Below are 23,698 nucleotides of genomic sequence, written 5' to 3' on the forward strand. Positions count from 1 at the left end.
CACCAGCGGGGTCGGGACGGCGCCTACCTTCACCCGGTGAGCAGCGTCCTGCACCCGGTCGGCCCGGAGGACAAGGGCACCTACTGGCGACGACGCCTCGTGGTCGTGCTCGCACTCGTCGTAGTCATCGTCCTCGTCGCCCTGGGCGTCCGGGCCCTCACCACGTCGGACGACGCTGCGGCGCAGGGGCCGACGAAGCTCGACCCGAGCACGGTGGCCACCACCGACGCCCAGACCCCCACGGGCAGCCCCAGCGGTTCACCGTCCGGCACGTCCGCCACGGACACGACGGCGTCCACCGCGACGACGGGGGCCACGGACACCGCGGGAGCCACCGCGTGCTCGGAGCAGTCGCTCGCCGCCACGCTCCGCACCGACGCCACGGCCTACGGCCCCGGGAAGACGCCGAAGATCGTCCTCGAGGTCGAGAACACCTCGCAGACCCCGTGCACGCTCGAGACCAGCAGCGCCGTCCGCGTGGTGACGATCACCGCTGCCGGCGGCGCGCAGGTCTGGTCCAACGCCGACTGCCAGAGCAAGGGCGAGACGGCGACCGACGTGGTCGCCCCGGGGGAGAAGCTCACCAAGACCACGACGTGGTCGCGCCAGCGCTCGGCGGCGGGGTGCCCCACCGGCCAGACGGCCGTGGATCCCGGCAGCTACACCGCCAGCGCCACGTGGGACGGTGTCGTCGCCACGCAGGTCACCTTCACCCTCGCGGGCTGAGGACGCCCGCGGCCCCGCGGGCGTGGCGCGCCCGGGGGACGCTCAGACGTAGCGTTCGAGGATGGAGCTCTCGGCCAGCCGGGAGAGCCCCTCGCGCACCGCGCGGGCGCGCTGCTCGCCGACGCCGTCGACCGTCATGAGGTCGTCGATGCTCGCCGCGAGGAGCTTCTGCAGGTCCCCGAACTGGTCGACGAGCCGTTCCACGATGGCGCCGGGCAGGCGCGGGACGCGGTTGAGGAGGCGGAAACCCTTGGGGGACACGGCCGAGTCGAGCGAGTCGCCGCCGACGGAGAAACCCAGGACGCGGGCCACCGAGGCGAGGTCGACGAGGTCGGCGGAGTGCAGACCCGCGAGGGCGTCCAGGACGGCCTCGAGCGGGCCCTCGTGCCGGGACGCCTCGAGGTAGTCGCGGACGACGAGTTCGCGGTCCGGCCCCACGCCGCCGACGAGTTCGTCGAGCTGCAGGGACAGCAGACGGCCGTCGACGCCGAGTTCGACGACGTACCCGGAGATCTCGTCGGCGATGCGCGAGACCATCTCGATGCGCTGCACGACGGAGCACACGTCCCGGACCGTGACGAGGTCCTCGATCTCGAGGGCGGACAGCGTGCCGGTCACCTCGTCGAGCCGGGCGCGGTAGCGCTCCAGCGTCTGCAGGGCCTGGTTCGCGCGACCCAGGATCGCGTCGGAACCCTCGAGCACGTAGCGGCGGTTGCCGGTGTAGACGGCGACGATCCGCATGGACTGCGAGACGGAGATGACGGGGAAACCCGTCTGCTTCGCGACGCGTTCGGCGGTGCGGTGGCGGGTTCCGGACTCGCTCGTCTCGATGGAGGAGTCGGGCACCAGCTGCACGGCGGCGCGCAGGATCCGGGAGACGTCGCGGTCCAGGACGATCGCGCCGTCCATCTTCGCCAGTTCCCGCAGGCGCGTCGCGGAGAACTCCACGTCGAGGGTGAAACCCCCGGTGGACAGGGAGTCCACGACCCGGTCGAACCCCAGCACGATGAGCGCGCCCGTGCGGCCGCGGAGGATGCGTTCGAGCCCGTCGCGCAGCTCCGTCCCCGGCGCCACGATCGCCAACGTCGCCCGGAGGACCTCCTCGGGGGTGCGGTCCACCACCGGCCACCTCCGAAACCTCGCACGTCACGACCACGAACCTGGGCGGAGTCTAGCGGTGCGCCCGTCGTAGCGGGGCGTCCCCTCCCCGCGACGGTTTCACGAGGCCACGAGTCGAGCGGCGACGCAGGCGTCCAGCAGCGTCTCGACCTCGTGCACCCGCAACCCCGCGGGCGCCGCGCCGTCCCCGAGCGACCCCTTCGGGACGATCGCCGTCGTGAACCCCAGCCGGGCGGCCTCGCTGAGCCGGCGGGGAACCCCCGTCACCCGGCGCACCTCCCCGGCCAGCCCGACCTCGCCGAGCGCGATGGTGCCCGCGGCGATCGGCCGGTCCTTCGCGGCGCTGGCCACGGCCAGCGCCACCGCCAGGTCGACCGACGGTTCGGTCAGCTTCACCCCGCCGACGGTGGCGACGAACGTGTCGCGGTTGCCGAGGGCGACGCCGAGGCGGCGCTGCACGACGGCGAGGACCATCGCCATCCGGCTCGACTCCAGACCGCTGGTGACGCGGCGCGCGTTGCCGGGCGTGGTGTCGGTGGAGACCAGGGACTGCAGCTCGGCCAGGAGCGGCCGGCGTCCCTCCAGCGTGACCGTCACGCACGTGCCCGCCACCGGTTCCGGTGTGCCGGAGACGAACAGCCCGCTCGGGTCGGGCAGGCCGACGATCCCGTCCTCGCCGAGCTCGAAGCAGCCGACCTCGTCCGTGGGGCCGTACCGGTTCTTCACGGCGCGCAGCAGCCGCAGGCGCGAGTGGCGCTCGCCCTCGAACTGGCAGACGACGTCGACCAGGTGCTCCAGCGTCCGCGGCCCCGCGATGGAGCCGTCCTTGGTCACGTGCCCCACGAGCAGCGTGGCGAGCGCCCGCCGCTTGGCGACGCCGATCAGCGCCCCGGCGACCTCGCGCACCTGCGAGACCCCGCCGGCCGCCCCGTCCACCTCGCCGGAGGCGATCGTCTGCACGGAGTCGACGACCAGCAGGTCGGGGTTCGAGTGCTCCACGTGGCCGAGGACCGTCGCGAGGTCCGTCTCGGAGGTCAGCAGCAACCGCGGGCGCAGCGCCCCGATCCGCTCGGCCCGCAGCCGCACCTGCGCCGCGGACTCCTCGGCCGTGACGTACAGGACGGTGCGGCCCGTCGCGGCCGCGCGGGAGGCGGCGTCGAGCAGGAGCGTCGACTTGCCCACGCCCGGCTCGCCCGCCATGAGGACGACCGCGCCGGGCACCAGACCGCCGCCCAGGACGCGGTCGAACTCGTCGACGCCCGTGGGCGTCGCCCGGGCGGCCTCGACGTCGACCTCGGCGATGGGGCGGGCCGGTTCGCGCACGGGGGCCGCCGTCGTCGTGCGGACGGTGACCGCCCCGACCTCCTCGACCGTGCCCCACGCCTGGCACTCCCCGCAGCGGCCGACCCACTTGGCCGTCGTCCAGCCGCACTCGGCGCACTTGTAGGCCGGACGGGACTTCGCGGACGAACCACGGGCGGTCGAGCTCTTCGCAGGCACGTCCCGCACCGTAGGGGCCGGGTACGACACGACCCCCGCACCGGGGCCGGTGCGGGGGTCGTGGCGGAGCGGACGGGCCGGTCGGGCCACCGGTCAGGTGCCGTAGAGGACCTTCATGGTCGTCATGAGGATGCCGAGCGTGGCCATCACGAAGCTGGGCACGAAGGCGAGGATCGCGGCGCCGATGCTGCCGCTCTTGCGGTAGAGCAGGTAGGCCGAGAAGACCATGACGAGCGCGCCGACGAGGGTGAACGTCAGGCCCACCGCGATCCGGCCGCCGGGGGCCGCCTCGTACGGGTCCGAGCCCAGCAGCAGCAGCGGGACGACCCCGGACAGGACGAGGCCGACGACCCAGATGGCCAGCGCGGCGACGGTCCCGCCGTTCGGCTTGGACCACTTGATGGGGGCGATGGCCCGCTGTTCCTCGTGCTGGACCGGCGGGGTGGCGTGCGCGCTCATGCCTCCATCATCCACGCTCGTGACCCTCCGCGGCGACCCAGGTGCACCGTGCGTCGTGCCGCGGCTCCTACGCCGGGCGGGTGAGCGGGCTCCGGAGCCCGCGCGGGACCGCCGACACCACAGGGGTGACCGCACCGCGCCGAGCAGGCAGCCTGCTGCCCCGGCCCTTCGCGGCGGACCTGGAACGGGAGTTCCAGGTGGCGCGCAACGCCTCCCGGTCGCGGTGGTTCGTCCCGACGGCTCTGCTCGGGCTCGTCTTCTTCGACCTCTACGTCCTCCTCGACCTCGTGATGGCCCCCCAGGTGGTCGAACTGTCCCTGTGGCTGCGGCTCGGCCTGGTCAGCCCCGTCACGCTCGTGGGCCTGTGGCTGCGCGGACGGCGGATCGCGGCGCGTCCGGGCTCCCGGGTCGACGTGCTGCTCGTCGCCGGCGCCGCCTCGCTGGTGGTCGGGGTCCTCGCCGTCGTCCAGCGCAGCGCGCCCGACGCGCTCGGCGGGGCGTACTTCGCGGGCGCCCTCATCGTCGTCGTGTTCTTCAGCACGCTCCTGCGCAACGACGTCCGCGGAGCCGCTGGGGTGCTCGCGACGATGGTCGGCGCGTTCGGGTGGGGGCAGTGGTACGTGGGGTCGGACCCCGTGGCGCTGCAGGCCACGTCGCTGCTCGCGGTCGCCGTCAGCGGCCTGTTCGGGCTCGTGCTGGCCGGGACCCTCGAGGAGAGCGAGCGGGCCCGCTTCCTCGCCGAACGCCGCGAACGCCGGCTGGCCGCCGAGCGCGAGGAGCTCATCGCCGCGCTGGCCCAGGCCGCCGTCCGGGACGAGCTGACCGGTCTGCTCAACCGCCGCGGGCTGCTCGACCGCGTGTCGGCGCACCCGGGCACCGCGGGCCGCGGGGGCGTCCTCGTGGTCGACGTCGACCACTTCAAGGAACTGAACGACCGGTTCGGCCACCTCGAGGGGGACCGGTGCCTCACGCTGGTCGCGGACGCCCTGGCCTCGGCGTGCCGTCCCACGGACGTGGTGGCGCGCTTCGGCGGGGAGGAGTTCGTCGTGGTGCTCGACGTGGAGCACGGGCAGGACGCCGGGGAGGGCGACGTGCAGCTGGCCGGGGAACGACTGCGTGCCGCGGTGCGCGGGTGCGCGCTGCCGCACCCCCGCGGCGGGGTGGTGACCGTGAGCGTCGGTGCGGCCCGCGGGGACTGGGAAGCGGCGCTGGCCGCCGCCGACGAGGCCGTCTACGCGGCCAAGGCGGCCGGGCGCGACACCGTCGTGGTGGCCGCCGCGGTGCCGGGGTCGACCGTGGGAGCGCGGACGTGAACCGCCGGCGCCGGGAGCAGCTCGGCGACCGCCTGCGCCGCCTCGGGCTGCCCGTCGTCTCGCCGAGCTACGAGGCGCTGGCCCGGCAGGCGGCCGACGAGGTGCTCGTGACGGACCCGGAGGGGACCGTCCGCTTCCTCAGCCCGTCCTTCAGCCGCCGCTGGAACCTCGACCGGTGGGGCCTGGTCGGGCGCGACGCCTTCGACTGGGTCCACCCCGACGACCGCGACCAGGCGCGTGAGCTCCTGCGGCAGGCGTGCCTGCCGGGGGCCGGTCCCGTCGACTCCCAGCACCGCTACCTCGTCCGCGCCACGGGGGAGGTGCGCTGGTGCCGCGTGCGGTTCAGCGACGCCCGCCACGAGCGCAGCGTGCGCGGCGTCATCTGGAACTGCGTCGACACCACCGACGAGAAGCGCGCCCTGGAGGCGCTGCGCTTCGCCGCCAGCCACGACGGCCTGACGGGGCTGCCGAACCGCCGCAGCCTGTTCGAGTCCTTCTCCGCCGCCGCCGACGCCGGGGCCACCTGCGGTCTCGTGCTGCTCGGCCTCGACGGGCTGAAGGCCGTCAACGACCGGCTGGGGCACTCCGCCGGTGACGACGTCGTCCGGCGCACCGCCGAGCGCCTGCTCCAGGTGGCCGGCGCCGACGCCGTCGTCGCGCGCCTGGACGGGGACGAGTTCGCCGTCCTCGTGACGGGGCAGGAGCGGAGCGTCGGTCAGGCCGTCGCCGTACTCGGCGACCGGTGCGTGCGCGCTGTCCGCGAACCGCTCGCCGTCGGCGGCCGGTCGGTCAGCGTGACGGCCGGGGCCGGCACGGCGCTCGCCGTCCCGGACACCCGGGACGCACGGGGCGGTGCCGCGCCGCAGGACCGGGTGCGCGAGCTGTTCCAGCACGCCGACATCGCCCTGGCCGCGGCCAAGGCCGGCGGTGGCGACCGAGCGCTCCCGTTCTCGCGCGGCCTGCTCGACGCCCGTCACGAGCGCGCCGAGCTCGCGGCCGACCTGCGGCACGCCGTCGCGCAGGGCCAGCTGCACGTCGTCTACCAGCCCCTCGTCGACCTCGCCGCGGGGTCGACGGTGGGGGTGGAGGCCCTCGTCCGCTGGGACCACCCGCGCCGCGGGGCGGTGTCCCCGGCGGTGTTCGTGCCCGTCGCGGAGGAGTCGGACACGATCCTCGACCTCGGGGCGTTCGTGCTCGACCAGGCGCTGGGGGCCGTGTCCGGGTTCCACGCGGCCGCGGGGTCGGGCGTGCTCGTGAGCGTCAACCTGTCCGGGCACCAGCTGCTGCAGCCCGGGATCGTGGAGCTCGTCGCCGACGCCCTCGCCCGCCACGCCGCCGACCCTGCCGCCCTGTGCCTGGAGGTCACCGAGAGCGCCGCCGTCGCGGACCTGTCCGCGGCGCGCGAGACGTTGCTGCGCCTGCGGTCCCTGGGTGTGCGGACGGCGCTGGACGACTTCGGGACGGGGTACTCCTCGCTGTCGTACCTGCGCCGGCTGCCCGTCGACAAGCTCAAGATCGACAAGTCGTTCCTCGACGACGTGGCCGACGGGCAGGGCGTGGCGGTGCTGTCGGGCATCGCGGCGCTCGCCTCGGGGCTCGGGCTGACGACGGTCGCCGAGGGCATCGAGACCGACCAGGTGGCCCGGCTCGTGGCCCGGGCCGGCTGCACGTGGGGGCAGGGCTACCACTTCGCCCGCCCGCTCGCCGAACCCGTCGTGCGCGAGCACCTCGCCCGCCGGGCCGGCCGGGGCGGTGCTCAGAACCCCTTGTGGCGCAGCACGACGGCGTAGTCCACCCGCGTCCCCGGGTGCCCCGCGAGGAACGCCTCGGCCAGCCGGGGGGTGAACTCGATCCGGACGACGGCCTCGAGGTCGGCGCGGGAGTCGAACTCCCACGCCACGTCCAGCCGCTCGACGTCCCACCCGCGGCGGGCGAAGAACCGGTCCACCGCGACCGGGTCGTAGGAGGGCAGCGACGTCGCGAACCAGCGGCCGACCGTCGAGCGGGTCGCGTCGTTGTCCACGACGAACGCGGTACCGCCCCGGCGCACGACGCGGTCGAGTTCGGTCAGGCCCGGTTCGCAGCCGGGGCCGAAGAAGTAGGCCCACCGGGCGTGCACCACGTCGACGCTCGCGTCCGGCAGCGGCAGCGCACCCGCTTCCCCCTGCAGCACGGCGACCCCCGGGGTCCCCGCCGTGCGGGCCCGGGCCCGCTGCAGCAGGGGCGGGTGGGGTTCGACGCCGGTGACCGAGCGGGCCGTGGCCGCGAACCGGGGGAGGTGGAACCCCGCACCGCAGCCGACGTCGAGGACGTCCTGCCCGGCCCAGTCGTGGACCGCGCGCATCGCCGCCTCGATCAGGCCGCCGCGGTCGACGGCGAGGTTCTCCAGCTCGTAGACGTCGGGGGAGTCCCAGATGTTCGGGCTGGGGACGACGCCACCCGTCACCGGCGCGGGTCGGCCGAGTGGTCTGCAGGGTGGACGGTCAGCGGCAGCAGCCGCCGGTGCGCCGACCCCGACCGCGTCCGCGCCACGAGCGCCTCGCAGTGCCGGGCCAGCTCCTCGTAGGGGGCGTCGCCGATCATCTCGCGCAACTCGTTCTCGCAGCTGAGGAACACCGGTCGTTCCCCGACGTGCGCGGCGGGGTTGCCGGTGCAGTACCAGTCGAGGTCGTGCCCGCCCTCGCCCCAGCCGCGGCGGTCGTACTCGGCGATGCTCACCTCGAGGTACGTCGAGCCGTCCCCGCGCGTGACGGTCCGGTACGAGCGCTTGAGCGGCAGCTGCCAGCAGACGTCGGGTTTGTAGGTCAGCGGGTCGACCCCGTCGCGCAGGGCCTGCAGGTGCAGCGCGCACCCGGCGCCGGCGGGGAACCCCGGGCGGTTGGCCAGGATGCAGCCGCCCTCGTGCACGCGCGTCTTGCGCTCGCCGTCCTCGACCTCGGTCCAGCCGCCCGCGCGGCCCTCGTCGTGGAACTGCCACACCTCGGGGGTCAGCCGCTTGACGACCTTCGCGACGCGCTTCTCGTCGGCCTTCTCGGTGAAGTGCGCGCCCAGCGCGCAGCAGCCGACGTCGGGGCGGTCGGCGTAGATCCCCGGGCAGCCGTTGCCGAAGATGCACGTGTAGTCGCTCGTGAGCCACGTGAGGTCGACGCGGTAGACCGTGTCGGGCTGGTCCTCGGGACCGCGCGCGGAGGCCACGTCCTGCGGGTCGGGGAACTCCAGCCACAACCGGGCGGTGTCCAGCGGGGTCTCGACGCTCACCGCTGCAGCGTAAGCGTGCCCACGGGACGCGCGGGGGACCCGCCGTCGTCCACTAGGGTCGCCGCGTGCGCTTGGGTGTCCTGGACGTGGGCAGCAACACCGTCCACCTGTTGGTCGTCGACGCCCATCCCGGGGCCCACCCGTTGCCCGCGAACTCCACGCGCCGGCTGCTCCGGCTGGCCGAGCACCTGACTCCCGAGGGCGCGATCGACACCGCGGGTGTCGACGCGCTCACCGACGCCGTCGCGGCGGCGGCCGCCGCAGCCGAGGACGCGGGCGTCACCGAGATGCTGGCGTTCGCCACGTCCGCCGTGCGCGAGGCCGTCAACGGCGAGGACGTCCTCGACCACGTCGAGCGCGCCACGGGGGTGCGGCTGCAGGTGCTGCCCGGGACCGCCGAGGCCGACCTGACCTTCCTGGCCGTGCGCCGCTGGTTCGGGTGGTCGGCGGGCCGGCTGCTCGTCCTCGACATCGGCGGCGGCTCCCTGGAGGTGGCCGCGGGTCTGGACGAGGCGCCCGACGTCTCGTTCTCGCTGCCGCTGGGCGCCGGCCGCCTCACCCGCGACCGGCTGGCCGGGGACCCGCCCTCGCCCGAGGCCGTCCGCGACGTGCGCCGCTCGGTGCGCCAGCAGGTCGCCGCGCGCGTGCGCGACGTGACGCGCGCCGGCACGCCCGACCGCGTCGTGGTGACGTCCAAGACCTTCCGCAGCCTCGCCCGCCTCACGGGGGCGGCCCCGGCGGAGGAGGGCCCCGCGGTGCGCCGCGTGCTGCGCCGCGACGACCTCGCACCCTGGGTGCCGAAGCTGGCGGGCATGACGTTCCGCCAGCGTGCGGAGCTGCCCGGGGTGAGCGTCGAGCGCGCGCCGCAGGTGCTGGCCGGCGCCCTCGTCGCCGAGGCCGCGTTCGAGCTGCTCGGCGTCGAGGAGGCGCTCGTCTGCCCGTGGGCGCTGCGCGAGGGCGTCATCCTGCGGCGCCTCGACGCGATCACCGCGTCGGGGTCGGGTTCGGGTGCGGGGGCTGTGGACGGCGCGCACGGTGGTGTCGGGAAGGGGAACTAGCGTGAGCGCCGTGGAAGACACGTCCCCGACCGCCGCGGACCTGCCCGAGGGCCGGATCCGCGTGGCCCTCTCGACGACGTGCTCCTACCCGGAGTCGACGACGGCCGCCTTCGAGATCGCCGCGCGCCTGGGCTACGACGGCGTCGAGGTCCTCGTCTGGACCGACCCCGTCAGCCAGGACGCCGCCGCCCTGCGCCGGCTCGTCGAGCACTTCGAGGTGCCCGTCCTGTCCGTGCACGCGCCGACGCTGCTGCTGACCCAGCGCACGTGGGGCCGGGGCGACCCGTGGGGCAAGCTCGAGCGTTCCGCCGAACTGGCCGCCACGCTCGGCGCGGACACCGTCGTCGTGCACCCGCCGTTCCGCTGGCAACGCGAGTACGCGACCGGTTTCGTCGCCGGCATCGAGGCCCTCGAGGCCCGGACGGGCGTGACGATGGCCGTGGAGAACATGTTCCCGTGGCGCGCCCGCGGCCGGGAGGTCGTCGCCTACGCCCCCGGCTGGGACCCGACCGAGCTCGGCTACCGGCACCTGACGCTGGACTACTCCCACGCCGCGACGTCGGGTCAGGACTGCCTGGAGCTGACGAAGGCGTTCGGCGAACGGCTCGCGCACGTGCACCTGTGCGACGGCACCGGGTCGGCCAAGGACGAGCACCTCGTGCCCGGTGACGGTTCCCAGCCCGTGGCCGCGGCGCTGGCCGAGCTGGCCCGCACCGGGTTCGCCGGGGTCGTCGCCGCCGAGGTGAACACGCGCCGGGCCCGCGGCCGCGCAGCCCGCGAGGAGGCGCTCGCCCGCACCCTGCGGTTCGCCCGCGAGCACCTGGCGCGGACCCCGGAGGTCACGGCGTGACCGGGCCCGAGCTGCTGACGGACGAGGGGGAGTGCGCGTGACGCTGGCGATGGTCGGGGCCGGGGTGATGGGCCAGACGCTGCTCGGGGGGCTGCTGCGCGCGGGTCGCGCCGCGGACGACGTCCTCGTCGTGGACCGGCGGGCGGGGCGTGGCCGGGAGCTGCACGAGCGGTTCGGCGTGCGGGTCGTGGACGACGTCGCGGCCGTGGCGGGCGCCCGCACGGTGCTGCTGGCGGTCAAGCCGCAGGACCTGCCCGCCCTGCTCGACTCCCTGGCCCCGCACCTGGACGCCGACGCGCTCGTCGTCTCCCTGGCCGCCGGGGTCACGACCGCGGCCATCGAGGCCCGGCTGCCCGCGGGAACGTCCGTCGTGCGGGTCATGCCGAACACGCCCTCCCTCGTGGACGAGGGGATGGCGGCGCTGGCCGCCGGGTCCTCGTGCGCGGACGCCCAGCTCGCCGAGGCGGAGGACCTGCTGCGCTCGTGCGGTCGCACGGTCGTGCTGGCCGAGAAGCACCTCGACGCCGTCACGGCGCTGTCCGGGTCCGGCCCGGCGTACGTCTTCTACGTGGTGGAGGCGATGGTCGAGGCGGGGGTCCTGCTGGGCCTGCCGCGGGCGACCGCGACCGAGCTCGTGGTCCAGACCGTCGTCGGGGCGGGGGCGATGCTGCGCGAGACCGGGCAGCACCCGACCGTCCTGCGCGAGCAGGTGACGTCGCCGGCGGGCACGACGGCCGCAGCGCTGCGCCAGCTCGACGACTCCGGGGTGCGGGCCGCGCTGGTCTCCGCCGTCGAGGCCGCCGCGGCCCGGTCCCAGCAGCTGTCGGGGGGCTGAGCCGGTGGGCGAGGGCACGCGGGACGAGGTGCGGGTCGTCTGGGACGAGGCGTTCACGCGCTACGACTTCGGCCGGTGGCACCCCATGGCGCCCGTCCGGCTCGACCTGACGGCCCGCCTGTGCGCGGACCTCGGCCTGTTCGACCGGCCCGGCGTCGTCGTCGTCGGGGCCGAACCCGCGGACGACGAGCTCCTGTGCACCGTGCACGACCGCGCCTACGTCGACGCGGTCAAGGCCGCCTCGGCCGACCCGCGGCAGGCCCAGCCGGTCTTCGGCCTCGGCACCGAGGACGACCCGGCCTTCCCCGGGATGCACGAGGCCGCCGCGCGCATCGTCGGCGGGTCCGTCGACCTCGGTCGCGCCCTCGTCGCGGGACAGACCCTGCACGGGGTGAACTTCTGCGGGGGCATGCACCACGCGAAACCGGGCTGCGCCAGCGGGTTCTGCGTCTACAACGACGCCGCCGCCGCCATCGTCGCGATGCTGCGCGACGGGGCCGAGCGCATCGCCTACGTCGACCTGGACTGCCACCACGGTGACGGGACCGAGGCGGTCTTCTGGGACGACCCCCGGGTCCTGACGATCAGCGTCCACGAGTCGGGCACCACGCTGTTCCCGGGCACGGGCTTCGCCGACGAGCTCGGCGGGCCCGACGCCCTCGGGGCCGCCGTGAACCTGGCCCTGCCGGCGGGCACGGGGGACGCGGGCTGGCTGCGGGCGGTGCACGCCGTCGTCCCGCAGCTCGTGCGGGCCTTCGCCCCCGACGTCCTCGTCACCCAGCACGGCTGCGACACCCACGCCCTGGACCCGCTCGGGCACCTGACGGTGTCCGTGGACGCGCAGCGGGTGGCGTCGGCGGCGATGCACGCGCTGGCGCACGAGGCGTCGCAGGGTCGGTGGCTGGCGCTCGGCGGTGGGGGCTACGAGGTCGTCGACGTCGTGCCGCGGACGTGGGCCCACCTGGTCGCGGAGGCCTCCCAGCAACCGCTCGACCCGGCCACCCCGCTGCCGGCGTCGTGGCGCGCGCACGTGGAGGCGACGCTCGAGCGGGAGGCCCCCGCGGCGATGACGGACGGTGAGCCCGCGACCTTCACGGGGTGGGAGGCGGGGTACGACCCGGACGACGCCGTGGACCGCGCGATCCTGGCCACCCGCCGTGCTGCGTTCCCGCTGCACGGGCTCGACCCGGACTTCGACTGAACTCCCAGCAGATTTTTACGGAGCGTCAGTGCTGGTCACAGCCTGTCCAGGTCACTCTGAGTGACTCAATGAGCACGGAGATCTTCCACGCACGTCACACGTGCCCCTAGAGTGGACGGTGAACGCGCCCCCACCGGGCCGTCCGCGGGGGACGGTGCGCAAATGGCGCGCGAACTGAAGGGTGCTGTGGGGATGCCTGAGGATCGCCCGCTGTCCGAGGTCCGGTTCCTGACCGTGGCCGAGGTCGCGTCGATGATGCGCGTGTCGAAGATGACGGTGTACCGCCTGGTGCACAACGGGGAGCTGCCCGCCGTCCGCGTCGGCCGCTCCTTCCGCGTGCCCGAGGACGCCGTCCACGAGTACCTGCGGCAGTCGTTCATCGACACCGCGTGAGCGCCTCCACCGGACTGCTGACGCTGCGGGCACCGCTGGGCGGGTAGACTCGCGGACGGTCTGCCGCTCGCTGAGCGGCACGTCGCGCGCCGGTCCGCCGGGGTGTCGGCAGCAACCAGTCGTATCGAGTGAGCGAGGACCCCTTGGGCTCTGTCATCAAGAAGCGTCGCAAGCGCATGGCGAAGAAGAAGCACCGCAAGCTGCTCCGCCGCACGCGTCACCAGCGTCGCAACAAGAAGTGATGTGCTGAAGGGCGGCTCCCCTGCGGGGGAGCCGCCCTTCGTGCACCGGCGGCTCACCACCCGGTGCCACCGACAGTGACGCGGCAGCAGCCTTGCGTTGCGTCTTCCCCGCCGAAACGGTGAAGGGTCCGCCCAGATGCGGGGAGCGGACCTCGCGGGGGAGGGATTCCGCTGCGGGCGGTCCTTAGACTCCTGGCGCCGGTAGGTCCGCGGTGGTCTGCCGCCAGAGTCGAGGAGTCGGATGACGCCCGGAACGGCCAGTTCGACTGTTCCCCCTCCGCCTGCACCGCCCGCCGGTGGTCTGCAGCGCATCCTCCGCATCTCCGCCTCGCTGGTCGGCACCCAGGCCGCCACGAGCGTCCTGGGCCTCCTGTTCTGGACGCTCGCCTCCCGCAACTTCGCGAAGGACCAGTTCGGCGTCGCGAACGCAGCGATCTCGGCGATGGGGTTGCTGGGCGCCCTGGGGACGCTCGGCCTGGGCACCTTGCTCATCTCGCTCCTCCCGCAGACGCCGCAGGGTGTCCGGCGGGTGACGGTGCGCACCGCCTTGGCTGTCTCGGCCGGCGCGGGGACCATTCTCGCGGTGGTCGTGCCCTTCCTCGCGATCCACGTCCTGGACCTCGGGAACCTGAGCCCGCTCGCCGGTTCCCCGGGCCACGCGACGCTCTTCGCGGTGGGTACTGGGCTCGCCGCTCTCGCGATCGTGCTGGACCAGGCGGTCCTGGTCGTCGGTTCGGGGAGCCTGCAGCTGGAGCGCAACGTCGTGGCCAGCGCGACGAAGGTCGTCGCCCTCCTGGGGCTGGCGGCCCTCGGTGCCACCGACGGCATGGCCGTCTTCGCCGCGTGGGCCCTCGGAACCCTGGTCTCGTTGCCGGTGGTCGCGCACCGCACGCGCGGCGGCCGGCCGCTGCAAGACCACTCTCGGCTGGTGGATCCCGCCTCCCTCCGCGGTCTGGGGCGTCGGGCCCTGAGCCACCACGCGCTCAACACGACGCTGCAGAGTCCTCTGATGCTGCTCCCGGTCATCGTCACGGCGACGGTGTCCGCTGCGGCCAACGCCCCCTTCGGGGCGGCCCTGCAACTGACGGGCTTCGTCTTCGCCCTGCCCTACGCCCTGTCGGTCGGCTTGTTCGCCGCCGCCGAGGGCGACCAACGGGAAGTCCTGCGCAAGATGAGGGTGACCCTGCCGCTGGGGCTCGCGGTCAGCGTCGCCGCCGACGTCGTCCTGTGGCCGACGGCACCGCTGGTCCTGCGGATCTTCGGCGAGGGGTACGCCGACGACGGTGCGACCGTGCTGCGCATCCTCGTGCTCGCCGGCCTGCCCTTCGTGGTCAAGGACCACTTCGTGGCCCTGCGGCGGGTCCAGGGTCGTACGAGCCAGGCGACGGCCGTGCTCGTGGTCTTCACCCTCCTGGAGCTGGGTGGCGCACTGGCCGGCGCACACCTGGGCGGGGTCGTCGGCCTGAGCGTGGGCTGGGTCTCCGTGCTGTTCGTGGAGGCCGTGGTGCTCGCGGTCCCCTTGGCGCTCGCCCGCCGGCGCTTCTCCGCGGAGGAGCGCGCGCACGCGGAGTCGGTGGGTGCGGCGGACGACGACGGCGGGACGGGAGCAAACCCACCAGGGTCTGGCGACGAACTCCCCGACGGGACGGTGGACGAGCGGGTCCGGCCGGCAGTCGACGACGTCCTTGGAGAGGACGGTTCCCGCCGCCGGGCGTCATCGACCGCAACGACAGGATCAGGGGAGCACATGCCGACGTCCGTCGAGACGCAGGAGCACGAGGCCCGGGAGGCCCGCGCGCGCGACGACCTCGACGTCGGCGCGGTGACCGAGCCCCGCCCCGCCCGCCGGGGCTCACGAGGCCTGGGGCCGGCCCTGCTGGCCATGGCCGGGGGACTGCTGTTGATGGCGTTCGCGGCGTCGCGTGCGCGCGAGACAGGCGACGACGGCGGTTTCACCCAGGTCCTCTGGGAGGTCGGCCTGGTGCTCATCGTCGCCCCGGCGGCAGTCCTCGCCGCCTGGCCGCGCACGAGCGGCAGCGTGCGGATCTGGGTGGCCGTCACCGCGGCCACGGCCCTCCAGCTGAGCCGCGTGGTCCTCTACCCCACGCGGTTCATGTTCCACGACGAGCTGCTGCACGCCAACCTGCTTCGTCAGATCTCCGACACGGGGCAGCTCTTCGACGTGAACCCGTTGCTGCCCATCACGGCCTACTACCCCGGGCTCGAGGTGGCCACGGACGGGGTGCACGACCTCACGGGCCTGTCCCTGCACACGAGCTCGGTGGTGCTCCTGCTCCTCGCCCGGGTGGTGCTCAGCCTCGGCATCGCGGCGATCGTGCTGAAGCTCACCCGCTCCAGCAGGGCCGGTGCCCTGGCGGTCGTCGTCTACGTCTGCAATCCGCAGATGCTGTTCTTCAACTCCCAGTTCAGCTACCAGACGCTGGCGCTCCCGCTGGCGGTGCTGACCGTGGCGCTGTTCGTCGCGCGGGAACGCCGTCGGGCTGCGGGGATGGTGCTGCCGCTCGCGGCGTTGACCTCGGTCGTGGTGACCCACCACGTGACCGCGGCGCTCCTCCTGGCCGCGCTCGTGGTCTGGTCGGTCGTCGACGTGGTCCTCGGCCGGGGTGTCGACCGGTCCCGGTCGTCGCAGGTCGGTCCCCTGCTGGTCATGCTGGGAGTCGGAGCGGGGGGCTTCCTGCTGACGCTGCTGAACCCCGGCAACTCCCTCGGCACGTACCTGGGATCCATCGTGACGAGCTCGTCCTCGGATCTCGGAGCTCTCTTCGAGGGACGTCAGACGAAGGCCCTCTTCGCGAACACCGCCGGTGTCGGACCTGCCTGGTGGGAGCAACTCCTGCTGGTCGGGGCGCTGGGGATCACCCTGTGCGCTCTGGTCCCGTCGTTGTGGGCGGCCCGGGCGTGGGTTCGACGCAGGGTCAGCCTCGCGGTGGTGCTCATCCTCACCGCGGTCCTGTGGCCCGTCGTCCCGGGCGGGCACGTGGCCCGGGCGACGTCCGAGGTCGGTGACCGTGCAGCCGGCTTCGTCTTCCTCGGTGTCGCCTTCGTCGTGGCGTGGTGGCTCGTGCGGCGCGCCGCCACGCGGCGGACGGCAGGGATCTTCGGGGTGGCTGCGACCGCGACGTTCCTGGGGGGTGTGGTGCTCGGTTCGGGCACCGTCAGCGCGCAGTTGCCGGGTCCCTTCCTCGTCTCGGCCGACGCCCGGAGCGTCGACGCCGACAACATCGCGGCGGCGGACTGGATGTCCCGGTCCCTGCCCGCCGGCAGTCGCGTCTACGCCGACCGGGTGTCCGGCCTCCTCGCGGCCGCGGACGGGGGAATGTTCACGGTGCGTCACATCAGCACCGGGGTGGACGCGTCGAGGTTGATCCTGGATCCCGAGTTCGGCGACGAGGACGTCCGGCTGATCCGGGAGGCCGGGATCCGTTACCTGGTCGTGGACCGCCGCGACGCCAACGGGTTGCCCAACCAGGGCGTCTACATCGAGTCCGGGGAGTTCGGCGGGGAGGGACGCACCGAACCGGTGCCGGTGGCGGCGCTGCTGAAGTTCGACGACGTCGCCGGGGTCGACCGCATCTACGACAACGGGTCCATCGCCGTCTACGACCTCTCGGAGCTTGACCGGTGAACCAGAGCCCTGACGTCGTCGACGACCGCGCGACTGGACGCCCCGCCTCGCGCCGGGCCCGGTGGTCTCTCCCGGCGGCGGCGGCCGCCGTCCTCGTCCTCGCCGCCGTGGTCGCGGTCGCGGCGGGCGCCGACTCGTGGCTGCGCGTGCCGCTGGTGGCCCTGGCGGTCGCCGCGACGTCCTGGCAGGCCGTGCGCCGGGGGTGGAGGCGTCCGCTCGTCGAGCGGGTCCTCACGGCCGTGGGCGCCGTCCTCGTGGTGCTCGTCCTCACCGGCATCGTGCTGGGTTTCGCCGGCCCGGGCCTGCGACCGGTCACCTGGGCCGTCGGCCTGGGACTGGTGGCCCTCGGCGTCCTCGCGGGGTCGGTCCTCGGCCACCGACCCGAACGTTCCGCAGCCGCCACCGAGCCCACCCCCGCGGAGCAGACCGGACCCGGGTCGCTGCGCGGCGCGGTGCTCCGCACCACGCCCTGGGCGCTCGCGGCGGTCGTCGTGACCGTCGCGGCGGTGGTCGTCGCCGTGCGCAGCGTCGACGTCGCCAACGTCCCGCCCGTGCAGGTCTCCCTGGCCTCCCTGGACGGCGCGCGAGCCGTCGTCGCCGTCTCGACGGACGAGGAGGTCGGACCGCTGGAACTGCGCACCGACCCCGGTGACGGGTCCGCCGTGACGTACCCCCTCTTCTCGGTACCTCGGGGACAGACCGTGCGGACCGACGTCGTCGTACCCCTGGAGGGCAGGGTCCTGATCACCGTCAGCAACCCCGGACAGGTCCAGCCCCTGCGCACCCTGGTGGTGAACAGGTGAGCCGCAGCGTCCGTCGGCCGCGGGTGCTGCACGTCGTGCAGCGGTACTTCCCCGAGATGGGCGGCCTGGAGACCCACGTGGCCGAGGTGACCCGGGGCCTGCAGGAGGCGGGGGAGTTCGACGTCACAGTGTTGACGACGGACCGCAGCGGACAGCTCCCGCGTCGCGACGAGGTGAACGGCGTCCCCGTCCTGCGCAGGCGGTCGTGGCCGCGGCACGGTGACCTGTACCTGGCTCCGGGGCTGCCGGCACCCCTCGTCCGCGGCCGCTGGGACCTCGTCCACGTCCAGGGCGTCAACACGCTCGCCCCGCCCGTCGGGATGCTGGCCGCGATCGCCTCCCGCACCCCGTTCGTCCTGACGTTCCACAGCGGTGGGCACTCCTCGCCGGTCCGCACGGCCGGACGCCGGGCGCAGTACGGGGCGCTGGCGCCGCTGCTGCGCCGGGCCGCACGGCTCATCGCGGTCAGCCGGTTCGAGCGTTCCCTCTTCATGGGGGTGACCGGACTCCCGCAGGACCGGTTCACCGTCATCCCGAACGGTGGTCGCCTGCCGGCCACGCCCGCAGACGTCCGTCCCGTCAGCGGTCGCATCGTGACCAGCGGGCGCCTGGAGCGCTACAAGGGCCACCACAGGGTCATCGAGGCGCTCCCCCTCGTGCGGCGGTCCGTGCCGGAGGCGCACCTCGTGGTCCTGGGGCGCGGGCCGTACGAGCCGGAACTGCGCGAGGCGGCACGCCGGGCGGGCGTGAGCGAGCACGTCGAGATCCGTGCGCTCGCGCCCACCGACCGAGGGGCGATGGCGACCGAGCTGGCGCGGTCGAGCGTCATGGCGGCCATGTCGGAGTACGAGGCGCACCCGGTGGGGGTGATGGAGGCCGTCACGCTGGGACTGCCGGTGGTGGGTGCGGACGTCGCCGGGATCGGCGACCTCGTCGAGGACGGTCTCGTGGACGGGGTGCCGGTGGACGCCGAGGCCGCCGAGCTGGCCGCGGCTCTCGTCGCCCGGCTCTCGGTCGGTGCGGTGGACGGAGCGGCGCCGCACTCGCCGCGCGCCGTGGAGCTGCCCACCTGGGAGACGAGCGTGGCGGCGACGGCGCAGGTCTACCGGGACGTCCTGGCCGGGGGGCGGTCGTGACCGCGGGTCCCGGACCGGATGCGGGCGAGAGCCGTCCTACGCGTGTCGTGCACGTCATCACGACCCTGACGACCGGTGGCGCCGAACGGCAGCTCGAGCTGATCGCCCAGCGTTCGGCCGCGTCGTCCCGGACGATCTGCCTCTACGAGGGGGGGCCGGTCGCCGACTCGATGCGTCGGGGAGGACTGACGGTCGAGGTGCTCGGCATGCGCGGCTGGCGCAAGGCTCTCGCCGTGCCGCGCCTGGCGCGGAGGTTGCGGGAACTGAGCCCCGACGTGGTGCACGTGCACCTCCTCGCGGCCCAGTTGTGGGGCATCCCGGCCGCTCGGCTGGCGCGCGTGCCCGTCGTGGTCTCCAGCGAGCACTCGCTCATGGCGGACTCCATCGAGGGTCGACCGCTGTCGCCGTGGCTGCGGCGGGTGTACCTGACCCTCGAACGGTTGGCGGACCACACGGTCGCGGTCTCCGCGACCACGGCGGAGCGGCTCGTCGCCTGGGGCGTACCCCGTGGTCGCATCTCGGTCGTGGACAACGGGATCGACGTGGACGGCGCGCAGCCGGCGACCGGGGACCGCGAACGCGTCCGTGCCGAGCTGGACGTCCCCGGGGGAGCGACCGCGATCGTGGCCGTCGGTCGCCTGGACCCGGTCAAGCGGGTCGACGAGATCCTCGAGGCCGTCGCGCCCCGGCTGCGCTCGGGAGGCCACGTCCTGCTGGTGGCTGGAGCGGGGAGCCTGCGGGACGCGCTGGCCTCCCAGGCCCGCTCACTGGGGGTGGACGCTGCGGTGCGGTGGCTCGGAGCCCGGGACGACGTCCCCGCCGTCCTGGCGGCGAGCGACGTCCTGGTCAGCGCGTCCCGGGACGAGACGTTCGGGTTGGCCGTCCTCGAGGCGGTCGCGGGTGGTCTGCCGGCCGTCTTCGTCCAGTGTCCCGCACTGGAGGAGTTGGGCGCCCTGCCCGACGGCACCGAACGCGCCGACGGTGGCGGACCGGAAGCCCTCCGCGCGGCCCTCGACCGGTTGACGGCTCGGGGACTGGGCCGTCGGCCGGTCCCGCCGGGGGTGAGGGAGCGCTACGACGTGCGAGCGACGGCAGCGGCCCTCGACTCCCTCCACGAGCGTCTCCTCCAGCGCACCGCCGGCGGTCCGGGACCGGGACGTCCCCACCGACGCCGGTGAGCCCGCGCTCCAGTCCGCGCTCCAGTCCGCGCGCCGGGACGCCGATGGGAGCGGGTGAGCACACGATCGTCCGCCTCCGGCCTGCTCCGCCGCGCCGCTCGCGGGGTACTGGGGTTGCCGCTGGTCCTGCTGGTCCTCGTGGCCGGCCTGACCGCGTCGTCCGAACCCGCCCGGGCGGCCCTGCCGACGGACGGGACGCCGGCCCCGACCACGAGCTCCTTCGTCCAGCGCGACGGCAGCCGGCTCACCCTGGACGGGCGCACGTTCCGGTTCTCCGGCACGAACGTCTACTGGCTCGGGCTGGACGACAACGTCCGCGACGCCCAGGGGTCCCCCGCGGTGCCGTCCCGGTTCCGGGTCGACGACGCCTTCCGCGCCGCGCAGGCGGCGGGCGGAACCGTCGTCCGCACGTGGGGTGGACTCGTCGGGTGCGACCGCTGCATCGAACCCCGCCTGGGGGTGTTCCAGGACTCCGCCTTCGACTCCATCGACTACGCCGTGGCGTCCGCAGCGCGTCACGGCCAGCGGATGGTGATCACCCTGGTCGACAACTGGGACTACTACCACGGCAGCAAGAGGACGTTCACCTCCTGGCGAGGCCTCCCCGAGTCGTCGTTCTTCTCCGACGCCCGTGTCATCGAGGACTACCGGGAGTACATCACGCACTTCGTGCAGCACGTGAACCCGTACACGGGACTGGCCTACCGCGACGACCCCACGATCATGGCGTGGGAGACGGGCAACGAGATGTGGTGCCAGACGTGTTCCGGCAACTACTGGGACGGGTCGTGGACGAAGGCCGTGGCCGACCACATCGCGGCGGTCGCCCCGAAGCAGCTCGTGGTCGACGGGCACGGAACCGACCCGGCCTGCCGTCGGGCCTGCCTCCACGAGCCCAGCCTCGACATCGCCTCCGTCGACATCGTCGACGACCACTTCTACCCGATGCAGCTCGACCGGGTCCGTTCCTCGGCCCAGACGGCCACCCGGCACGGCAAGGCCTACCTCGTCGGGGAGTACGACTGGAACGGTCACCGCGGCGGTGACGGGCTGCAGCCCTTCCTGGACGCCGTCCGCGACTCCGGGGCGGCCGGCGCACTCACCTGGTCCGTGGTGCCGCACGCCGACACCGCAGGGTTCGTGGACCACGACGACGGCTTCCAGTACTTCTTCCCCGGCCGCACCGCCGACGAACGGGCACGGACGTCGAGCTTGCAGAAGTTCGCCGTCAGCCTGGGGGGTGCAGCTCCGGTCGACCGTCTGCCGCCCGCACCCTGTGCCCTCATCGTCGGGCCGACGGCCGGAGGGAACGGACTGCGGTGGCGAGGGGCGGCGCCTGCGGCTCGCTATGCCGTGCAGCGGCGTCCGGCTTCAGGGTCGTCGGGGTGGACGACCCTCACGACCTGGGCGCGGGACCAGGTGGTTCCCGGCTCGGCGGCGCTCTGGATCGACAGCACGGCCGTCGCGGGGCGCGGGTACGCCTACCGGGTCGCCGGCGTCACCCTGGCTGGACGCACCGGCACGTGGTCGTCCGCGGTGACGAAGGGATCGACGAGTCCCTGCGCCGCCTGAGCCGCCGCACCTGCGGGTCACCTGTCCGGGTCTGGCTCCTTCCCGACGACGTGGGGGATCCTGGTGACGAGTGCGTCCATCCACCGGCGCACCACGCATCGGAGGAGGTCACCGACCGCATGGTCCTGGACGCCCGGTCTGCGGCGGCCCGCACGCCGCACGGCAGGGGACTGCTGCTGGCCTCACGGGGCGACGCCCTGACGCCCTTCCTGTTCGAGGAGGTCGCGCGGCGCTATCCCGTGGCCGGGGTCTTGAGCACCGACTTGTCACGGTGGCAACGTCTGGCGGTCGCCGCGACGACGTTCCGGGCCACGCGTGAGCGGTGGGCCGAGCAGTACTTCAAGAGCGCTCTGGGCTACCGACTGCGGTCGCGGAACGCCGCTGCGCTGCGGCGGGCCTCCGCGGCGCCCGAGGCGCCCGTGCTCCAGGTCCACGCACTCTTCGACGTCGCGGGGGCCGACAGCCTCCTGTACGTCGACTGCACACACCGGCAGGCCGCGCAGGCATGGGCGCCGTGGAACCCGATGCGCGGACGTGCACTGCGACGCTGGTACGAACGGGAGGCGATCGCCTACCGATCCGCGCGCCACGTCTTCGCGTTCAGCGGAGCGACCCGTGACTCCTTGGTGGAGGACTACGACGTGGACCCGGAACGGGTGACCGTCGTGGGTGCCGGCGCCAACGGTGGGCTGCCGCCGGTGACCGGCGCGACCAGCCTGCCGGACCGGCCGAACGTGCTGTTCATCGGGAACGACTTCGCCCGCAAGGGCGGCTGGGACCTGCTGGCGGCGTTCGCGGAGGTGCGCCGGTCGGTACCGGCGGCGACGTTGCGCCTCGTCGGAACACGGCCGGCCGTGCCGTCCACCCCGGGTGTCGAGGTACTGGGTCGGGTTCACGACCGCTCGCGCATCGACCGGTTGTACGCCGAGGCGTCCGTCTTCGTGCTTCCTTCGGTCTTCGACCCGTTCCCCCTGGTGCTGCTGGAGGCCATGGCCCGAGGAGTTCCCGTGGTCACCACGAACTCGTGCGGCATTCCGGACATGGTCCGCGGCGGGGTGGACGGGCAGGTCGTTCCCGTCTCGGACCCGTCGAGCCTGGCCTGTGCGATCGTGCGATCCTTGACCGACCCCCGCCGCAGCGCCTCGATGGCTGCTGTCGCGCGAACCCGGGTTCGAGAGGAGTTCACGTGGGAGCGCGTCGTCGACCGGATGGCACCAGTGCTCGACGAACTCGTCCTCCCTGGCCGCGCCGTCTGAAGGGACCCGTTGCGACGCTCGGTCTCCTCGCCCTGGTCGGCGCGTCCCTCGCGGCGTGCTCGCGTACCGACCTCGACGAGTTCGTGGGCCGGGACGGGCGGGACTTCGTCGTCGGTGGCGAACCCTTCCGCTTCGTGGGTTTCAACCTCTACGACGCTGCCGCCAGCGACCGCTACTCCTGTCGTCCGCAGTCGCGCATACCTCCTGAGGACCTCGAGGAGCAGTTCCGGTGGTTGCACGACGAGGCGGGTGTCACGGTCATCCGGTTCTGGGCCTACCAGCCCTACACATCGGGCGGACGGGACTTCAGCGCGGTGGACGCCGTCATCGAGGCCGCCCGTGCCGCCGGGATCCGGCTCATCCCGGTGCTCGAAGACGGCCCGGGGGACTGCAGCACTGGCCGACCCGGCGTGCCGCTGTCCGAGGCCGACGACGGGACCTGGTTCTCGTCCGGTTACCGCAAGCCCTACGGGAACGCGAGACTGTCCTACCGGGACTACGTGCGCGTGGTGGCGGAGCACTACCGCGATGAACCCACGATCCTCGCGTGGATGCTCGTGAACGAGGCGGAGACCACCGCCCGCGACGACCAGGACCGGTCGGTCCTGGTGAGTTTCGCCGGGGACGTGGCGCAGGTCGTCCGCGACGTCGATCCGAACCACCTGATCACGTTGGGCACCCAGGGGAACGGTGCACCGGGTGGCAGTGGATCGGACCTGCGGGCGGTCTACAACCAGTCCGGTCTGGACTTCGTGGAGGTCCACGACTGGGCCAGGTACGGATCGGACACGGAGCCTCTGCCTGGAGCGACGGCGGCCGGCGCGTTGCCCGCCGCCGACTCAGGGGAGTGCACGTCGCGAACGGCCCGCATCGCGTGCGCCTTCGCCGTTGCCGCCGACCTCGGCAAGCCGATCGTCGTCGGAGAAGTGGGGATCACCGCGACGGACGCTGCCGCCCGCCGCCGCAGGGCGGATCTGCTGCAGGCCAAGGGTGAGGCGGCGTTCCGTGCCGGTGCCGAGGGTTACCTCGTGTGGCACTACGGCACGGCGCAGACCGACGGTTACGACATCGTCCGGACCGACAACGACCCGACGTTCGGTGTCGTCCGCCGGCTGGCCGCGGAGTTCGGCACCGGAGACTGAACCCGGCTCGT

General features: G+C 73.9%; 21 protein-coding genes. 16 read left to right on the forward strand and 5 right to left on the reverse strand.

Going from position 1 to position 23,698, the window contains the following annotated elements; genetic code table 11:
* Nucleotides 1-36: 36 nt before the first annotated feature.
* The gene (locus AB1207_RS04975; protein ID WP_367636696.1) at nt 37-726 is read left to right on the forward strand and encodes a hypothetical protein; all 690 of its coding nucleotides are present in this window, start codon (nt 37-39) and stop codon (nt 724-726) included.
* Between the two features lie 42 nt (nt 727-768).
* On the opposite strand, the gene disA is transcribed toward AB1207_RS04975, so the two are convergent.
* The 3 genes from disA to AB1207_RS04990 all read right to left on the reverse strand — a co-directional run bounded on the left by disA (nt 769) and on the right by AB1207_RS04990 (nt 3,804).
* Entirely contained in the window at nt 769-1,848 is a 1,080-nt protein-coding gene (gene disA / locus AB1207_RS04980; protein WP_367636697.1) for a DNA integrity scanning diadenylate cyclase DisA, read from the reverse strand.
* A gap of 96 nt (nt 1,849-1,944) precedes the next feature.
* Entirely contained in the window at nt 1,945-3,345 is a 1,401-nt protein-coding gene (gene radA, locus AB1207_RS04985) for a DNA repair protein RadA (protein WP_367636698.1), read from the reverse strand.
* Between the two features lie 93 nt (nt 3,346-3,438).
* On the reverse strand, nt 3,439-3,804 hold the full coding sequence (locus tag AB1207_RS04990; protein WP_367636699.1) for a hypothetical protein: 366 nt from the start codon (nt 3,802-3,804) through the stop codon (nt 3,439-3,441).
* An 80-nt stretch (nt 3,805-3,884) separates the two neighbouring features.
* Between AB1207_RS04990 and AB1207_RS04995 the strand changes: the two genes are divergently transcribed.
* Together AB1207_RS04995 and AB1207_RS05000 are read left to right on the forward strand one after the other, a co-directional pair.
* Nucleotides 3,885-5,117, forward strand: a complete 1,233-nt coding sequence (locus tag AB1207_RS04995) for a GGDEF domain-containing protein (protein WP_367636700.1) — start codon at nt 3,885-3,887, stop codon at nt 5,115-5,117.
* Nucleotides 5,114-6,907, forward strand: coding sequence for a putative bifunctional diguanylate cyclase/phosphodiesterase (locus AB1207_RS05000; RefSeq protein ID WP_367636701.1), 1,794 nt, complete (start codon nt 5,114-5,116; stop codon nt 6,905-6,907). The genes AB1207_RS04995 and AB1207_RS05000 overlap by 4 nt, the downstream gene beginning before the upstream one ends.
* Here AB1207_RS05000 and AB1207_RS05005 read toward each other — a convergent pair.
* On the reverse strand, nt 6,874-7,563 hold the full coding sequence (locus AB1207_RS05005; RefSeq protein ID WP_367636702.1) for a class I SAM-dependent methyltransferase: 690 nt from the start codon (nt 7,561-7,563) through the stop codon (nt 6,874-6,876). The two genes, AB1207_RS05000 and AB1207_RS05005, sit on opposite strands and share 34 nt — an antisense overlap.
* A complete protein-coding gene (locus AB1207_RS05010) occupies nt 7,560-8,375 on the reverse strand; it encodes a DUF3109 family protein (RefSeq protein ID WP_367636703.1) in 816 nt (271 codons plus the stop codon). The genes AB1207_RS05005 and AB1207_RS05010 overlap by 4 nt, the downstream gene beginning before the upstream one ends.
* Before the next feature lie 65 nt (nt 8,376-8,440).
* Here AB1207_RS05010 and AB1207_RS05015 point away from each other — a divergent pair, with 65 nt between their 5' ends.
* From AB1207_RS05015 to AB1207_RS05075, 13 genes are all read left to right on the forward strand, one after another.
* The gene (locus AB1207_RS05015) at nt 8,441-9,433 is read left to right on the forward strand and encodes a Ppx/GppA family phosphatase (protein WP_367636704.1); all 993 of its coding nucleotides are present in this window, start codon (nt 8,441-8,443) and stop codon (nt 9,431-9,433) included.
* A 1-nt stretch (nt 9,434) separates the two neighbouring features.
* Complete coding sequence (locus tag AB1207_RS05020) at nt 9,435-10,283, forward strand: sugar phosphate isomerase/epimerase family protein (protein ID WP_367636705.1); 849 nt, start codon at nt 9,435-9,437, stop codon at nt 10,281-10,283.
* A gap of 31 nt (nt 10,284-10,314) precedes the next feature.
* The gene (gene proC, locus AB1207_RS05025) at nt 10,315-11,118 is read left to right on the forward strand and encodes a pyrroline-5-carboxylate reductase (protein ID WP_367636707.1); all 804 of its coding nucleotides are present in this window, start codon (nt 10,315-10,317) and stop codon (nt 11,116-11,118) included.
* Nucleotides 11,119-11,203: 85 nt separating this feature from the next.
* On the forward strand, nt 11,204-12,319 hold the full coding sequence (locus AB1207_RS05030; protein WP_437178876.1) for an acetoin utilization protein AcuC: 1,116 nt from the start codon (nt 11,204-11,206) through the stop codon (nt 12,317-12,319).
* Between the two features lie 192 nt (nt 12,320-12,511).
* Entirely contained in the window at nt 12,512-12,712 is a 201-nt protein-coding gene (locus tag AB1207_RS05035) for a helix-turn-helix domain-containing protein (RefSeq protein WP_106210166.1), read from the forward strand.
* 143 nt (nt 12,713-12,855) lie between these two features.
* Complete coding sequence (locus tag AB1207_RS05040; protein ID WP_012085056.1) at nt 12,856-12,954, forward strand: 30S ribosomal protein bS22; 99 nt, start codon at nt 12,856-12,858, stop codon at nt 12,952-12,954.
* Between the two features lie 241 nt (nt 12,955-13,195).
* Nucleotides 13,196-16,600 carry a hypothetical protein gene (locus tag AB1207_RS05045; protein ID WP_367636710.1) on the forward strand — a complete coding sequence of 1,135 codons (3,405 nt, stop codon included), beginning with the start codon at nt 13,196-13,198 and terminating at the stop codon, nt 16,598-16,600.
* Complete coding sequence (locus AB1207_RS05050; RefSeq protein ID WP_367636711.1) at nt 16,597-17,403, forward strand: hypothetical protein; 807 nt, start codon at nt 16,597-16,599, stop codon at nt 17,401-17,403. Before AB1207_RS05045 ends, AB1207_RS05050 begins: the two co-directional genes overlap by 4 nt.
* The gene (locus tag AB1207_RS05055; RefSeq protein WP_367636712.1) at nt 17,400-18,539 is read left to right on the forward strand and encodes a glycosyltransferase family 4 protein; all 1,140 of its coding nucleotides are present in this window, start codon (nt 17,400-17,402) and stop codon (nt 18,537-18,539) included. Before AB1207_RS05050 ends, AB1207_RS05055 begins: the two co-directional genes overlap by 4 nt.
* 47 nt (nt 18,540-18,586) lie before the next feature.
* Entirely contained in the window at nt 18,587-19,717 is a 1,131-nt protein-coding gene (locus AB1207_RS05060) for a glycosyltransferase (RefSeq protein WP_367636713.1), read from the forward strand.
* A gap of 54 nt (nt 19,718-19,771) precedes the next feature.
* Nucleotides 19,772-21,289, forward strand: coding sequence for a glycoside hydrolase 5 family protein (locus AB1207_RS05065; protein ID WP_367636714.1), 1,518 nt, complete (start codon nt 19,772-19,774; stop codon nt 21,287-21,289).
* Between the two features lie 119 nt (nt 21,290-21,408).
* A complete protein-coding gene (locus AB1207_RS05070) occupies nt 21,409-22,545 on the forward strand; it encodes a glycosyltransferase family 4 protein (RefSeq protein ID WP_367636715.1) in 1,137 nt (378 codons plus the stop codon).
* A gap of 83 nt (nt 22,546-22,628) precedes the next feature.
* Nucleotides 22,629-23,687: a cellulase family glycosylhydrolase gene (locus AB1207_RS05075; protein ID WP_367636716.1), complete on the forward strand. Its 1,059-nt coding sequence runs from the start codon at nt 22,629-22,631 to the stop codon at nt 23,685-23,687.
* Nucleotides 23,688-23,698 lie beyond the last annotated feature (11 nt).

The organism is Kineococcus endophyticus, assembly GCF_040796495.1.
In the GTDB taxonomy this organism is placed as follows: domain Bacteria; phylum Actinomycetota; class Actinomycetes; order Actinomycetales; family Kineococcaceae; genus Kineococcus; species Kineococcus endophyticus.